This window comes from Streptomyces sp. PH9007 (assembly GCF_059813725.1).
This window is the reverse complement of record NZ_CM187440.1, coordinates 198564-211656: the sequence shown is the minus strand read 5'-3', so window position 1 is coordinate 211656 and position 13093 is coordinate 198564. Positions and strand designations below refer to the sequence as shown.

The window sequence follows — 13093 nt, the reverse complement described above, 5'->3', positions numbered from 1 at the left end:
CTGTTCACCGTCCCAGGAAGCCGGTGATCCTTTCGCGCAGGGTGTGCGGGTCCAGGCCGTGCCCGGTCAGGTGCTCGTCGAGTTGTCCGTAGCGGCGCAGCTCCCGGCGGCCGACGCCGAGGCCGAGCACGCGGTGGGGTACGTCGGCCAGCGCGTCGTTCACCTGCCGCGTCGAGGTGCCTTCGTGGTACGGCTCCACGACCACCACGTCCGCCGCCTCGGCGGCCGCTACGGCGGTGCGGAGCGTGGCCACGTCGAAGGGGCGCACGGTGGTCGCGTACAGCACCGTCACATCCAGGCCGGCGACGGCGCCGAGTACGTTCTCCAGCATCGGGCCGACTGCCACGACCACGCCGCCGCGGCCCTCCCGCAGGGTCAGGAAGCGGGCGCCGTCGACCGCGCGTGGCTCCTGGTTGGTCTGTTCGGACAGCCGGAGGTAGACCTTGTCGTCCCCGGCGGCCACGGCGTGCCGCAGCAGTGTCTCGGCCTCGTCCGGGTGGCCGGGGACGTGGACGGTCCAGCCGTCCAGGCTGTCCAGCAGGGCAACATCGCCCGGTGACATGTGCGTGAAGCCGCCGGCGGGCCAGTCGTACGAGCCGGCCGCGCTCACCAGCACGCCGCCGACGCCCTGGTGGCCGAGGTCCAGCTTCACCTGTTCGAAGGGGCGCTCCACAAGGAAGCTGGCGAAGGTGTGCATGATCGGGCGCAAGCCGGTGAGGGCCAGCCCGCCGCCCACGCCGACGAGCAGTTGTTCCCTGATGCCGACGTTCACCACCCGGTCCGGGTGTCGGCTCTGTGCCTGGATGAAGCCGTCCTTGCCGATCTCGGCGAGTACGACGGCGAGCCGCGGGTCCTCGTCCAGCAGCCGGGACGCGACGGCGGCGAAGCGCTCACGCATGGTGTCCATGGGGGAATCCCGTCTCGTGAAAGGTCATGGAAAGTCGGGGAGCGGGGGAGTGGGGGGCCTCACGCGACCTTGGGTTCGCCCGTGTCCTTGGGCTCCACCTGGGCGACCACCGCGTGCGGGCGTCCCGGGTGCGGGGCGGCGAACGCCTTGTGCAGCGCCTCGTGATCGCGCCCGTCCGCGGTCACCGCCGACCATCCGGCGGCCTCGAACTGCGCGGCGATCCCGCCGTGCCAGCCGTGTGTGGCCGAGGAGTTGTCGATGACCAGCGTGTGCAGCCGGGAGAGCCCGGCGGCTCCGGCGTACGCGATGGCCTCGTGATTGCTCCCCTCGTCCAGTTCGGCGTCGCCGACCAGTACCCACACGGCCGGCTCGTCGAGCCCCTGGGCCCGCAGCCCCAGCGCCGTGCCGACGGCCAGCGGCAGGCCGTGCCCGAGCGACCCGCTGCCGATCTCCGCGCCCGGGACCAGCGTCCGGTCCGGGTGGTGCCCGAGAGGGGAGTCGTATGTCCCGAAGTCCGGCAGCCATTTCTTGGGGAAGAAGCCCTTGGCGGCGAGGACCGCGTAGTAGGCCATCGGGCCGTGCCCCTTGGAGAGCAGGAACCGGTCCCGCCCCGGGTCCTTGATGGTCTCGGGGGAGACCCGCAGCACCCGGTCGTAGAGGACCCACAGCGCGTCGAGCGTGGACGTCGCGGCCGGACCGTGTTTCTCGGCCCCGGTCATCAGCCCCATCAGGGAAGCCAACTCACCGAACCCGGCGACACTGTTCTCCGTCTGCGTCCTGATCGCGTTCGTCATGGTCAGCACGCTAGAACTTCAAGTGCTGTTGAAGTCAACAGGGGATCCGCGGTCCCCGTCCACCGTTCGCTCACAGGCCCGTGACCGCTCGGGTCCCCTGGGCCTGGCGCCGGACGTCACCGCCCCCGCCCGGACGCAGGCCGCTGCCCTGCTGCGGCGAGCGGATCTGGCCCTGCAGAGCACCAGAGAACCCCCGTTGCGCAAGCTCGGCGTCTCCGGCTCGCTGTACTCCGTACTGATCAACCTTGAGGTGAAACCGGGGCTGACCGGCGCCGAACTGGCCGCAGTCGTCGGAGTCACCCCCAGGCCATCACGCCACTGGTCGGCAAACTCGTGGAGCGCGGCTGGGTCGAGCGCCAGCCGCATCCCCGGCACGCGAACGTGCAGGAGCTCTACCTCACCGACAACCGCCGGCGGGAACCCGTCGGCGCGGACCGGCTGCTGGTCGACCTCGACGAGCACCTCCGGGACTCACTGGGCGAGGAGGACTACCAGCGGCTGCGCACACTGCTCGGCGACCTCATGACGCACCTCCACCGGAGGACACCCCGGCCTGACCGGCCCGCACCCGACCGGCAACGTCGGAGCACGGTCGCCCCCGGAACACCGAGATCCACTCTGGCCGAACCGACCGGGCGGTATCGCGGCTTCCCCTCCTGCCTGGCTTGGCGACGGCCCAGAACCTGACCGCAACCGCCGGGGATCCGCCGTAGCATTCGTTTTCCGGCTCGTACGGTTCGAGCGGAAAGCGCCCCGCGAGCCGCTGCTCCGGCCCCGGGTGATCCAGCGCCTGGAAGCCGTCGGATACCGGCCCATGGCCCGCCTGTTCACCGGCCCCAGGGGCGGGAGGATCACCACCGTCGTCCTGCGTGACGCCACGCACTGGGACGAGGTCGTCGTCGCCCTCGGATACGAACATCTGCGCCGTCACGACCTTCGGCACACCGGGCTGACGTGGATGGCGGACGCGGGGGTCAAGGTGCATGTGCTGCGGCTGATCGCCGGACACGGATCGCTGGTCACCACGCAGCGGTATCTGCATCCCGACCGCCGGGCCATCGGGGAGGCCGGAATGGCCCTGGCAGCTCACCTCGCGGAGGGCCGGGAGGCGGCTGGTCCCAAAGTGGTCCCAAAGGAGAGGCCTCAGCGGCATCTGCGCGTCGTCCGGTGAACCAGAATCGGAGCATGGAAAGGGCCGGTGAGCTGGGAGGATTCTCCCGGCTCACCGGCCCTTCGCACCGTCGGGACGACAGGATTTGAACCTGCGACCCCTTGACCCCCAGTCAAGTGCGCTACCAAGCTGCGCCACGTCCCGGTGCCTTGTGACCTGGGGCTTTGCCCCTCGTCTGCGTGCAGTAGAACCATACCGCATTTCAGCTGGTGCTTGCTCCGGGTGGCTGTTGGCGGCGCCGGGGCGGGAGGTGGTCGCCCAGCTCGGTGCGGTGCCACCAGGCGCGGGTGGTGCGGCGTTCCGCCCGGGTGGTGAAGCGGTAGCGGTACAGGCGGGCCCTGATGCACGTGGGCGGGGCGTCGGGGAAGGGGTTGACGCGCAGCAGGCGCAGGGTGGGGCGGTCGCCGGCCAGGAGGCGGTCGATGAGGCGGGGGAGCCAGGGGGCCGGGTAGCCGGGGGTGAGGGCCGCGAACCACATGAGCCAGTCCAGGCGCAGATGGAACGGGGCGAACTGGCGCGGCCTGCGGTGCACCGCTCCCGGTTTGCCGTGGAGCTCGTACGCCCGCCACTCGGTGAGCGCGCCCGGCTCCGGGTCGTCGGTGCCCTCCAGGACCACCTCGTACCGCTGCCGGGTCACGGTCCCGAACGCTCCGTAGGTGTTGACCAGATGGAGGCTGTTGAAGGACCGGTTCATCGCCTGGCCGGGGGAGAGGAGGTTGCGGACCGGCCAGTAGCTGAGCACGGCGATCAGTACCGTCACCGCCCCGGCCAGGACGGCGAACCACACCGGGGCGTCGCCCTGGCCGCCACCCGGCGGGGCCGGGAGGGGCAGATGGCGGGCTGCCAGGGCGCCGTCCACCGCCGCCACCGCCAGCAGCAGGGTGAGCCAGTTGAGCCAGGCGAAGTTCCCCGAGGCGATCAGCCACAGCTGGGTCACGATCACCACCGCCGCCGCCCAGCTGCCCACCGGCTGCGGTGCGAACAGGGCGAAGGGCACGATCAGCTGCGCCACGTGGTTGGCGGCCGTCTCCACCCGGTGCAGCGGCCGGGGCAGGTGGTGGAACCACCAGCTGAGCGGTCCCGGCATGGGCTGGGTCTCGTGGTGGTAGTACAGGCAGGTCAGCCGCCGCCAGCAGCGGTCGCCGCGCCATTTGATCAGTCCGGCGCCCAGTTCGACCCGGAAGACCAGCCAGATCAGCAGGTACAGGGTGGGCACCGGCGGGTCGATGCGCGCGTTGCCCAGGAAGATCGCCACGAAGCCCGCCTCCAGCAGCAGGGTCTCCCAGCCGAACGCGTACCAGACCTGGCCGATGTTCACGATGGACAGATACAGCGCCCACAGGGCGAACCACAGCAGCATCGAGGTCCACAGCGGGACCGCGTCGGCCGCGCCCAGGGCCACCGCCGCCGCCAGCGCGGCGCCGGTTCCCGCCACCGCCGTCAGCCGGCGGTCGGTGTAGCCGAGCGAGAAGAGGCCGGGGGCATCCCGGAACCGCACGGCCCGCAGGAACGACGGTGCCGGGGTGATGCCCCGCTCCCCGGCCAGCGGGCGGAACTCCCGCAGCGCGCCGAGGAAGGCGATCAGGTAGATCAGGGCCAGTCCGCGCTGGATCACCACTCTGCTGAGCCAGGCGTCGGGGTCGCCGAACCACTCCATGCCGTATCCGTATCATCCACCCGTTGACCACGGCGGGAACTGCGGCTTGGCTTCTCCCTTGGTAAGCGCTTAACCCGCGAGAAAACGAGGACCCTGATGCCGCTGACCGATCTCCCGCTCGATGAGCTGCGCGAGTACCGTCCCGAGGTGCCGGCCCCCGCCGACTTCGACGACTTCTGGGCCAAGACCCTGGCCACCGCGCGCGCCGCCGCCGGGCAGCCCGCCACCTACACCCCGGTCGCCGACTCGCCGCTGGCCGCCGTCGACGTCTTCGACGTGCGGTTCCCCGGCTGGGGCGGCCAGCCCATCGCCGCCTGGCTGCTGCTGCCGCGCGGCGCGCAGGGGCCGCTGCCCGCGGTGGTGCAGTACATCGGGTACAGCGGCGGGCGCGGTTTGCACACCGAGCACCTGCTGTGGAGCGCCGCCGGGTACGCGCACCTGATCGTGGACAGCCGCGGCCAGGGTCATGACACTCCCGACCCGGACCCGGTGCCCTTCCCGCAGCGCGTCAGGGGCTTCATGACCCGCGGTATCGAGGATCCGGAGCACTACTACTACCGCCGGATCATGACCGACTGCGTCCGCGCGGTCGACGCGCTGCGCGAGCACCCGGCCATCGACCCGGCCCGCGTCATCGTGGCCGGGGGCAGTCAGGGCGGCGGGCTCGCCCTGTCCACCGCCGGGCTGTCCGGCGACGCGGTGGCGGCGGCGCTGGTCGACGTGCCGTTCCTGTGCCACTACCGGCGCTCCGCCGACACCGCCAGCGCCGGTCCCTACCCCGAGATAGCGGACTACCTCGGGGTCCACCAGCGGGAGAACCCGGACCGGGCCTTCCGCACCCTCAACTACTTCGACGGGCTGCACTTTGCCCCGCGTGCCAGTGCGCCCACCCTGTTCAGCGTGGCCCTGATGGACCCGGTCTGCCCGCCCTCCACCGTCTTCGCCGCCTACAACCGCTACGCCGGCGAAAAGGACATCACCGTCTGGCAGTTCGGCGACCACGCGGGCGGCCGGGCCTCGCAGCCGGTCGAGCAACTGCGCTGGCTCAAGGCCCGGGGGCTCGGTGGCGCGACCCTGAGCTGATCCCTTTTCCCCCCACCGCCCCCGGCCATCCACCGGGGGCGGTGTCATGTCCGTCACCCGGCTCGCCCTTCCCCGTCTCCTGCCCATGCGATTTAATTGCGAACGTTTTGCAAGAGCGTCTGGTGATCAGAAGAAGGTGCACATGACGGCCAGGACCGTACGTACGGCGGTCGCGGCACTCGCCGCCGGCTCACTGCTGGCGCTCGCCGCCTGCTCCACCCCCTCCGAAGGCGACAACGGCGACGACGGAGCCCCGGGCGGCGCGGACTCCCTGGTCGTCGGCATCGCGAACGAGCCCGACACCCTCAGCCCGTTGCTCGGCTACGGCAAGGACGGGAACTCCAAGATCTTCGACGGCCTGCTGCGCCGCGACGCCGGAATGGACCTCCGGCCGGCCCTCGCCGCCACCCTCCCCGAGGTCAGCGACGACGGACTCACCTACACCTATCCGCTGCGCGAGGACATCACCTTCAGCGACGGCGAGCCCTTCACCGCCGAGGACGTCGTCTTCACCTACGAGACCATCCTCGACGACACCACCCTCAACCCCAACAAGGACGAACTCGACGCCGTGGAGAGCGTCGAGGCCACCGACGAGCACACCGTCGTCTTCACCCTCGGCTACCCCTACGCGCCCTTCGCCGAGCGCACCGTCCTGCCCATCGCCGCCGCCCACGCCGCCGCCGGCCAGGACATCAACACCGGCCCGTACAACACCGAGCCCATCGGCACCGGCCCCTACCTGCTGACCGGCTGGACCAGGGGCGAACGCCTCACCTTCGAGGCGAACCCCGACTACTGGGGCGGCGCACCCGACATCACCCGGCTCACCATGGCCGTCATCCCCGACGACGACGTCCGCGCCACCCGGCTGCGCACCGGGGACCTCGACGCCGCCGTCCTGCCCCCCAACCTCGCCGCCACCTTCGACGGCGAGCCCGGCCTCACCACCCTCCAGGCCGAGAGCGCCGACTTCCGTGCCGTCACCCTGCCCACCGGGCACCCCGTCACCGGCGACCGCGACATCCGCCGCGCCCTCGACCTGGCCGCCAACCGCGACCTGATGGTCGACAGCATCCTCACCGGGGCCGGCCACGCCGCGTACGGCCCGGTCCCCACCGCCAGCGACTGGTTCGCGCAGGGCACCGAGCGCCCGTACGACCCCGAGGCCGCAGCCCGGCTGCTGGCGGAGGCCGGCTGGGAAGCGGGCGGTGACGGCATCCGCGCCAGGGACGGACAGCGCGCCGCCTTCACCCTGTGGTACCCGGCCGGCGACCGGCTGCGCCAGGAGCACGCCCTCGCCTACGCCTCGGACGCCAGGGAGATCGGCGTCGACGTCACCGTCGAGTCCGGTTCCTGGGAGGTCATCGAGGGCCGCCTGGCCACCGACGCCGTGCTCTCCGGCGGCGGCGACCCCGCCGACCCCGACTTCGAGCTGTACGGCCTGCTCGCCTCCTCACTGGCCGGCGACGGCTGGAACAACATGGGCCACTACGACAACCCCGCCGTCGACGAACAGCTCGACCTCGGCCGCCGCAGCGCCGACCCCGCCGAACGGGCCGCCGCCTACGACGCCGTACAGCGCGAGTTCGCCGCTGACCCCGGCTACACCTTCCTCACGCACATCGACCACATGTACGTGATGAAGGACGCCTGGGAGAACGTCACCACCCAGGTCGAACCGCACGACCACGGACTCGGCCACGGCCCCTGGTGGAACGTCGAGGAATGGACGATCCGTCCGTGACCACCGCCACCACCCGGGCCCGGGCCCGTACCGGCCGCGCGCGCGGTACGGACCCGGGCCGTTCCGGGCCGCCCTGGGCCGCCATGGCCCGGCTCGCCGGCCGCCGCGCGCTGGCCGCCGTCCCGGTCCTCGCCGTGGTCACGCTCGGCATGTTCGCCGTCGCCGCCGCCTCGCCCTTCGACCCGGTACGCCAGTACGTCGGCTCCGACGCCCTCGGCGCCTCCCAGGACACCCTCGACACCCTGCGCGCGAACCTCGCCGCCTCCGGCGGCTTCGCCGAACAGTGGTGGGCCTGGCTGCGCTCCGCCCTCACCGGCGACCTCGGCCAGTCCCTGACCCTGCGCCAGCCCGTCACCCAGGTCATCGCCGAACGCGCCGGCTGGTCCCTGCTGCTGTGCGGCACCGCGTTCGTCATCTCCCTCACCCTGGGCACCGCGCTCGGCGTCCTCGCCGCCCGCCGCCCCGGCTCCGTCCTGGACCGCTGCGTCAGCTCCCTCAGCTACGTGCTGCAGGCCGCGCCGCCCTTCTGGCTCGCGCTCCTCGCCATCTGGTTCTTCGCCCTCCAGCTCGGCGTGCTGCCGGCCGGCGGCCTCACCGACACCGGCTCGGACACGGTCACCGCGGGCGCCGTCGCCCGTCACCTGGCGCTGCCCGTCGCCGTGCTCGCCATCTCCCAACTGCCCTGGTTCGTCCTCTACACCCGGCAGGGCGTCCTGGACGCGCTCGGCGAGGACCCGGTACGCGGCGCCCGCGCCCGCGGCATCGGCGAACGCACCGTGCTGCTCGGCCACGCCCTGCGCTCCGGACTGCTCCCCGTCCTCACCCTCATCGGCACCCGGGTGCCCGAACTCATCACCGGCGCCCTGCTGGTGGAGACCGTCTTCAGCTGGCCCGGCATGGCCTCGGCCACCGTACGGGCCGCCACCGCCACCGACTTCCCGCTGCTGGCCGCGCTCACCGTGATCTCCGCGCTCGCCGTCCTGGCCGGGAACCTGCTCGCCGACCTCCTGTACGGGCTGGCCGACCCGCGCGTCGACCACGACGAGATGTGACCCCGCCATGACCGACACCCCCACCGAGGCCCCCGCCGACCTCCCCTGGCGTGAACCGGCCGCCGCCGCCCGGCGGCGCGGCACCCGCACCGTACGCGTCTGGTCCGCCGCCGTCCTGGCCACCGCCGCGGGCGCGGCCGCCCTGCTCGTCCCGCTGTTCGCCCCGCTCGACCAGCAGGCCGTGGACCTGACCGCCAAGTTGCTCGCCCCCTCCGCCGACCACCCCTTCGGCACCGACGACGTGGGCCGCGACATCCTGCTGCGCTCCGTCCACGGACTGCGTGTCTCCCTGCTGGTCGGCATCACCGCCGCCCTCGTCGCCTCGGTGCTCGGCCTGCTCGTCGGCGCCGCCGCCGGAGCCCTCGGCGGGCGCACCGACCGCCTCGTGATGCGCGCCGTGGACACCTTCACCGCCGTGCCGCACCTGCTGATGGGCATCTTCATCGTCGCGATGTTCCGCCCCGGCGTCTGGCCCGTGATCGCCTCGGTGGGCCTCACCCACTGGGTCTCCACCGCCCGCATCGTGCGGGCCGAAGTGCTGTCGCTGCGCTCGCGCCCCTACATCGACGCGGCCATCTCCGGCGGCGCCTCCCGGACGCGGGTCGCCCGCCGCCACCTGGTGCCCGCCGTCCTGCCCCAGGCCGGGCTCGCCGCCGTGCTGATGGTGCCGCACGCCATCTGGCACGAATCCGCGCTGTCCTTCCTCGGCCTGGGCATCCCCGCCCACCAGGCGAGCCTGGGCACCATGATCAACGGCGCCCGTGGTTCCCTGCTCACCGGGGAGTGGTGGCCCACCCTCTTCCCGGGGCTGTTCATCATCGTGCCCACCCTCGCCATCGCCGGACTGGCCGGCGTGTGGCGGGAGCGGATCAACCCGCGCCGCCGATCGGAGCTGGTGCTGTGACCACCCCTCTGCTGTCCGTACGCCGGCTGTCGGTGCGCTTCCTGATGCCCGGCGGAGCGCACATCGCCGCCGTCGACGACGTCTCCTTCGACCTCGCCGCCGGGGAGTGCCTGGCCCTGGTGGGGGAGAGCGGCTGCGGCAAATCCGTTCTCGCCGGCGCCCTCCTGGGACTGCTGCCCGGCAACGCCCGCACCCGTGGCAGCGCCCTCCTCGCCCCGGACACGGCGGCCCACGGGAGCGGTGCCCGGCCGCTGGACCTGCTGGCCGCCGACGAGCGCACCCTCGCCCGTACGGTCCGGGGCCGCCGGCTGGGCCTGGTGCCGCAGAGCCCGGCCGCCCACCTCACCCCGGTGCGCACCGTGCGCTCCCACCTGCGCGAGACCATCCGCGCGCTGCACGGCACCCGTGGCGCCGCCCTCGCCGCCGCCACCGAGGCAGCGGCCAGCCGCGCCGCCTTCCCCGCCGACCACCTCGACCGCTACCCGCACCAGCTCTCCGGCGGCCTCGCCCAGCGCGCCGCCACCGCCCTCGCCCTGGTCGGTGACGCCCCGCTGCTCATCGCGGACGAACCCACCACGGGGCTCGACCGCGACCTCGTCGCCCGCACCGTCGGCGAACTGCGCCGCCACACCGACGACGGACGCGGCCTGCTCGTCATCACCCACGACCTGGCCGCCGCCGAACGCGTCGCCGACCGGGTCGCCGTCATGTACGCCGGCCGCATCGTCGAACTCACCCCGGCCGCCGGCTTCTTCGGCGCGCCCGGTCCCCGCCACCCGTACGCCGCCGGGCTGCTGGGCGCCCTGCCCGAACGGGACTTCACCCCCATCCCGGGGCAGCCCCCGGGACTCGACGCCCTGCCCGCGGGCTGCGCCTTCGCCCCGCGCTGCGCCCGTGCCACCGCCCTGTGCGCCGAACAGCCCGAGCTGATCGAGGGCACGGCCTGCCACCACCTCCCGGAGCCCGCCGATGTCTGACCCCACGGCACCGACCCCCGCCGTACCCGTGCCCGCGCTCGACCTCACCGCGATCACCGCCGGCTACGAGCGCCGCCCCCCGGTCGTCCGCGACATCTCGCTGCGGGTCGCGGACGGCGAGGCGGTGGGCCTGCTCGGGCCCTCCGGCTGCGGCAAGTCCACCCTGGCCCGCGTCGCCGCCCTGCTGCACCGCCCCAGCTCCGGCACCGTGCACCTGGCCGGACAGCCGGCCACCGGCTTCCGGCACCGCGCCCCGCGTGCCCTGCGCACCCGCGTCGGCGTCGTCTTCCAGCAGCCCCGCCAGGCCGCCGACCCCCGTCTCACCCTCCACGACCTGATCGCCGAACCGCTGCGCGCCACCGCCGACACCGCCGCGCTGCCCGAGCGCGTCGCCGCCCTCGCCGACGCCACCGGACTCGGCACCGAACTGCTGCACCGCCACCCGCACCAGGTCAGCGACGGACAACTCCAGCGCGCCTGCCTGGCCCGCGCACTGGTCCTGCGCCCCGCCCTGCTGATCTGCGACGAGATGACCGCCATGCTGGACGCCTCCACCACCGCCGCGCTGGTGGCCGTCGTCGAGGACTACCGGCGCGAGACCGGAGCCGCGCTGCTCGCGGTCGGCCACGACCGGGTGCTGCTGCGACGCTGGTGCGACCGGGTCGAGGACTTCCCGCTCCCGCTCACCCCGGCCCTCTGATCCGCCCCGCGCCCGCGCACACCGCGACCCCCAGCACGATCAGCACGAGGTTCGCGAAGATCTCCATCCCCTCCAGCGGCCCGGCGACCCGGTGCACCAGCGACCACGCCCCGTACCGGCCGCTCGCCTCATGGGCCAGCCCGGCCGCCCCGTTCAGCACCAGCAGCACGCCCACGGCCCCCGGCAGACTCCTCATGCCCACCAGCCTCACCCCGGCCACCGCTGACGGGCAGCCGCCGAAGGTATATCCCGGCCCGACTTCGGTACCGCACTCCCGGCGGCCCCGCCGGCCGCCCCGGCCCGCCCGCTACGGTCGGAGCATGGTCACCCGCAGCAGACGCGACTGGATCGTCGACATCACCGCCATCGCCGTCGCCGCCTGCTTCTCCGTGCTCACCTCCGGGGTGCTCTTCGGCGAGGTGCGCCAGCCGCACTGGCTGCTGGTCCTCGACCAGATCGCGGCCGCCGGGGCCTGCGCCGCCCTGTGGCTGCGCCGCCGCCACCCCTTCGTGCTCGCCCTGGCCCTCGTCGTGCTGAGCACCTTCTCGCACTTCATGGGCGGGCCGCTGTGGGTGGCGCTGTTCACCGCCGCCGTGCACTGCCGGCCCAGGGCGGTGGCCCTGCTGGTCGGCATCCACCTCCTCCTGCGGCCGGTCGGGCTGACGCTGCGCCCCGAGTCCCAGGTCCCGGACGAACTGGTCGTCGTCGCCTCGCTGGTGGCGATGACCGCCGTCATCAGCTGGGGGATGACCGTACGGTACCGGCGCCGGCTGGTCGCCACCCTCTACGAGCAGGCCCAGCGCGCCACCCGGGAGGCCATCGCCCGCGAGATGCACGACGTCCTCGCCCACCGGCTCTCGCTGCTCAGCGTGCACGCGGGCGCCCTGGAGTACGCCGCCGGGGCCTCACCGCAGGACGTGCAGCGGGCCGCCGGGGTGATCCGGTCATCCGCCCACCAGGCCCTGGAGGAGTTGCGCGACGTCATCGGCGTGCTGCGCGCCGCCCCGGGGGAGGAGCCGGGCACCGACGGCGCCCGCCCGCAGCCCACCCACCGCGAACTGCCGCGGCTGGCCGAGGAGTCCCGGCTGGCCGGTGCCCGCGTCACCCTGGACCAGCGGCTGGCCCCATCCGACGCCGACGCGCTGCCGGAGAACACCGGACGCACGGTGTACCGGATCGTCCAGGAAGGGCTCACCAACGCCCGCAAGCACGCCCCCGGCGCCGAGACCACCATCACGGTGGACGGCGCTCGCGGCACCGGCGTCACCGTCGAGATCCGCAACCCGCTCGGTGCCCCGCAACGCCCCGGCGCCCGGCTGATCCCGGGATCGGGGCGCGGCCTGAGCGGACTGCGCGAACGCGTGGCGCTCGCGGGCGGCCGGATCGAGGCCGGGCGGGACCGGGGACACTTCCGGCTGCACGCCTGGCTACCGTGGCCCCCATGACGATCCGGGTGCTCCTCGTGGACGACGATCCGCTGGTCCGTGCCGGGCTGCGGCTGATGCTCGGCGCCGCCCCCGACCTGCGGGTGGTGGGGGAGGCGGCGGACGGCGCGGAGGTCGGCGCGCTGGTGGCGCGGCTGGCGCCCGACGTGGTGCTGATGGACATCAGGATGCCGGGGACGGACGGGCTCACCGCCACCGAGGCGCTGCGCGCCGCGCCCGCCGCGCCCGAGGTGGTGGTGCTGACCACCTTCCACGCCGACGACCAGGTGCTGCGGGCGCTGCGCGCCGGGGCGGCCGGCTACGTCCTCAAGGACACCCCGCCCGCCGAGATCGTCGAGGCGGTACGCCGGGTCGCGGCCGGTGACCCGGTGCTCTCCCCGGCCGTCACCCGGCGGCTGATCGGCACCCTCACCAGCGCCGGACGGGACACCCGCCGCGCCCGCCGCCGGCTGGAGTCCCTCGCGGAGCGCGAACGGGAGGTCGCCATTGCGGTCGGCCGCGGACTGTCCAACGCCGAGATCGCCGCCGCCCTGTACCTGAGCGTCCCCACCGTCAAGGCGTACGTCTCCCGCGTCCTCACCAAGCTGGAGCTGAACAACCGGGTGCAGATCGCGCTGCTCGCCCAGGACGCCGGCCTCATCGACCGGGAATCCTGA

14 protein-coding genes and 1 tRNA gene are annotated in these 13093 nt (G+C 73.5%); 10 read left to right on the top strand and 5 right to left on the bottom strand.

Going from position 1 to position 13093, the window contains the following annotated elements; translation table 11 throughout:
• Positions 1–4: 4 nt before the first annotated feature.
• Both ACTFAP_RS00920 and ACTFAP_RS00915 read right to left on the bottom strand, forming a co-directional pair.
• Positions 5–907 (bottom strand): transketolase family protein, encoded by a 903-nt coding sequence (locus ACTFAP_RS00920; RefSeq protein WP_500467967.1) that lies wholly within the window; start codon positions 905–907, stop codon positions 5–7.
• Between the two features lie 59 nt (positions 908–966).
• Positions 967–1701, bottom strand: coding sequence for a thiamine pyrophosphate-binding protein (locus tag ACTFAP_RS00915; protein ID WP_500467966.1), 735 nt, complete (start codon positions 1699–1701; stop codon positions 967–969).
• A 333-nt stretch (positions 1702–2034) separates the two neighbouring features.
• Here ACTFAP_RS00915 and ACTFAP_RS00910 point away from each other — a divergent pair, with 333 nt between their 5' ends.
• Together ACTFAP_RS00910 and ACTFAP_RS00905 are read left to right on the top strand one after the other, a co-directional pair.
• A complete protein-coding gene (locus tag ACTFAP_RS00910; RefSeq protein WP_500467965.1) occupies positions 2035–2388 on the top strand; it encodes a winged helix DNA-binding protein in 354 nt (117 codons plus the stop codon).
• A gap of 127 nt (positions 2389–2515) precedes the next feature.
• The gene (locus tag ACTFAP_RS00905) at positions 2516–2872 is read left to right on the top strand and encodes a tyrosine-type recombinase/integrase (RefSeq protein ID WP_495683104.1); all 357 of its coding nucleotides are present in this window, start codon (positions 2516–2518) and stop codon (positions 2870–2872) included.
• A 70-nt stretch (positions 2873–2942) separates the two neighbouring features.
• Here ACTFAP_RS00905 and ACTFAP_RS00900 read toward each other — a convergent pair.
• Together ACTFAP_RS00900 and ACTFAP_RS00895 are read right to left on the bottom strand one after the other, a co-directional pair.
• Positions 2943–3016, bottom strand: a tRNA-Pro gene (locus ACTFAP_RS00900).
• Positions 3017–3074: 58 nt separating this feature from the next.
• Positions 3075–4529 carry a lipase maturation factor family protein gene (locus tag ACTFAP_RS00895; protein ID WP_500467964.1) on the bottom strand — a complete coding sequence of 485 codons (1455 nt, stop codon included), beginning with the start codon at positions 4527–4529 and terminating at the stop codon, positions 3075–3077.
• A 96-nt stretch (positions 4530–4625) separates the two neighbouring features.
• Here ACTFAP_RS00895 and ACTFAP_RS00890 point away from each other — a divergent pair, with 96 nt between their 5' ends.
• From ACTFAP_RS00890 to ACTFAP_RS00865, 6 genes are all read left to right on the top strand, one after another.
• Positions 4626–5612 carry an acetylxylan esterase gene (locus ACTFAP_RS00890; RefSeq protein WP_500467963.1) on the top strand — a complete coding sequence of 329 codons (987 nt, stop codon included), beginning with the start codon at positions 4626–4628 and terminating at the stop codon, positions 5610–5612.
• Positions 5613–5754: 142 nt separating this feature from the next.
• Positions 5755–7359 (top strand): ABC transporter substrate-binding protein, encoded by a 1605-nt coding sequence (locus tag ACTFAP_RS00885; RefSeq protein ID WP_451749381.1) that lies wholly within the window; start codon positions 5755–5757, stop codon positions 7357–7359.
• 83 nt (positions 7360–7442) lie between these two features.
• Complete coding sequence (locus ACTFAP_RS00880; protein ID WP_390116113.1) at positions 7443–8411, top strand: ABC transporter permease; 969 nt, start codon at positions 7443–7445, stop codon at positions 8409–8411.
• A gap of 7 nt (positions 8412–8418) precedes the next feature.
• The gene (locus ACTFAP_RS00875) at positions 8419–9315 is read left to right on the top strand and encodes an ABC transporter permease (protein ID WP_500467962.1); all 897 of its coding nucleotides are present in this window, start codon (positions 8419–8421) and stop codon (positions 9313–9315) included.
• A gap of 44 nt (positions 9316–9359) precedes the next feature.
• Entirely contained in the window at positions 9360–10292 is a 933-nt protein-coding gene (locus ACTFAP_RS00870; RefSeq protein WP_500469596.1) for an ABC transporter ATP-binding protein, read from the top strand.
• Complete coding sequence (locus tag ACTFAP_RS00865) at positions 10285–10992, top strand: ABC transporter ATP-binding protein (protein WP_500467961.1); 708 nt, start codon at positions 10285–10287, stop codon at positions 10990–10992. Before ACTFAP_RS00870 ends, ACTFAP_RS00865 begins: the two co-directional genes overlap by 8 nt.
• Here the strand turns inward: ACTFAP_RS00865 and ACTFAP_RS00860 are convergent.
• Complete coding sequence (locus ACTFAP_RS00860; protein WP_390115438.1) at positions 10976–11188, bottom strand: hypothetical protein; 213 nt, start codon at positions 11186–11188, stop codon at positions 10976–10978. The two genes, ACTFAP_RS00865 and ACTFAP_RS00860, sit on opposite strands and share 17 nt — an antisense overlap.
• 124 nt (positions 11189–11312) lie before the next feature.
• Between ACTFAP_RS00860 and ACTFAP_RS00855 the strand changes: the two genes are divergently transcribed.
• Both ACTFAP_RS00855 and ACTFAP_RS00850 read left to right on the top strand, forming a co-directional pair.
• Complete coding sequence (locus ACTFAP_RS00855; RefSeq protein WP_500467960.1) at positions 11313–12437, top strand: sensor histidine kinase; 1125 nt, start codon at positions 11313–11315, stop codon at positions 12435–12437.
• The gene (locus tag ACTFAP_RS00850; RefSeq protein ID WP_500467959.1) at positions 12434–13093 is read left to right on the top strand and encodes a response regulator; all 660 of its coding nucleotides are present in this window, start codon (positions 12434–12436) and stop codon (positions 13091–13093) included. The genes ACTFAP_RS00855 and ACTFAP_RS00850 overlap by 4 nt, the downstream gene beginning before the upstream one ends.

Excerpts from the sequence above, each read along its gene's own strand:
- ACTFAP_RS00890 (WP_500467963.1), top strand. The coding sequence starts at position 4,626 with ATGCCGCTGACCGATCTCCCGCTCGATGAGCTGCGCGAGTACCGTCCC.
- ACTFAP_RS00860 (WP_390115438.1), bottom strand. The coding sequence starts at position 11,188 with ATGAGGAGTCTGCCGGGGGCCGTGGGCGTGCTGCTGGTGCTGAACGGG.
- ACTFAP_RS00880 (WP_390116113.1), top strand. The coding sequence starts at position 7,443 with ATGGCCCGGCTCGCCGGCCGCCGCGCGCTGGCCGCCGTCCCGGTCCTC.
- ACTFAP_RS00895 (WP_500467964.1), bottom strand. The coding sequence starts at position 4,529 with ATGGAGTGGTTCGGCGACCCCGACGCCTGGCTCAGCAGAGTGGTGATC.
- ACTFAP_RS00870 (WP_500469596.1), top strand. The coding sequence starts at position 9,360 with ATGCCCGGCGGAGCGCACATCGCCGCCGTCGACGACGTCTCCTTCGAC.
- ACTFAP_RS00920 (WP_500467967.1), bottom strand. The coding sequence starts at position 907 with ATGGACACCATGCGTGAGCGCTTCGCCGCCGTCGCGTCCCGGCTGCTG.
- ACTFAP_RS00855 (WP_500467960.1), top strand. The coding sequence starts at position 11,313 with ATGGTCACCCGCAGCAGACGCGACTGGATCGTCGACATCACCGCCATC.
- ACTFAP_RS00875 (WP_500467962.1), top strand. The coding sequence starts at position 8,419 with ATGACCGACACCCCCACCGAGGCCCCCGCCGACCTCCCCTGGCGTGAA.
- ACTFAP_RS00865 (WP_500467961.1), top strand. The coding sequence starts at position 10,285 with ATGTCTGACCCCACGGCACCGACCCCCGCCGTACCCGTGCCCGCGCTC.
- ACTFAP_RS00905 (WP_495683104.1), top strand. The coding sequence starts at position 2,516 with ATGGCCCGCCTGTTCACCGGCCCCAGGGGCGGGAGGATCACCACCGTC.
- ACTFAP_RS00850 (WP_500467959.1), top strand. The coding sequence starts at position 12,434 with ATGACGATCCGGGTGCTCCTCGTGGACGACGATCCGCTGGTCCGTGCC.
- ACTFAP_RS00915 (WP_500467966.1), bottom strand. The coding sequence starts at position 1,701 with ATGACGAACGCGATCAGGACGCAGACGGAGAACAGTGTCGCCGGGTTC.
- ACTFAP_RS00885 (WP_451749381.1), top strand. The coding sequence starts at position 5,755 with ATGACGGCCAGGACCGTACGTACGGCGGTCGCGGCACTCGCCGCCGGC.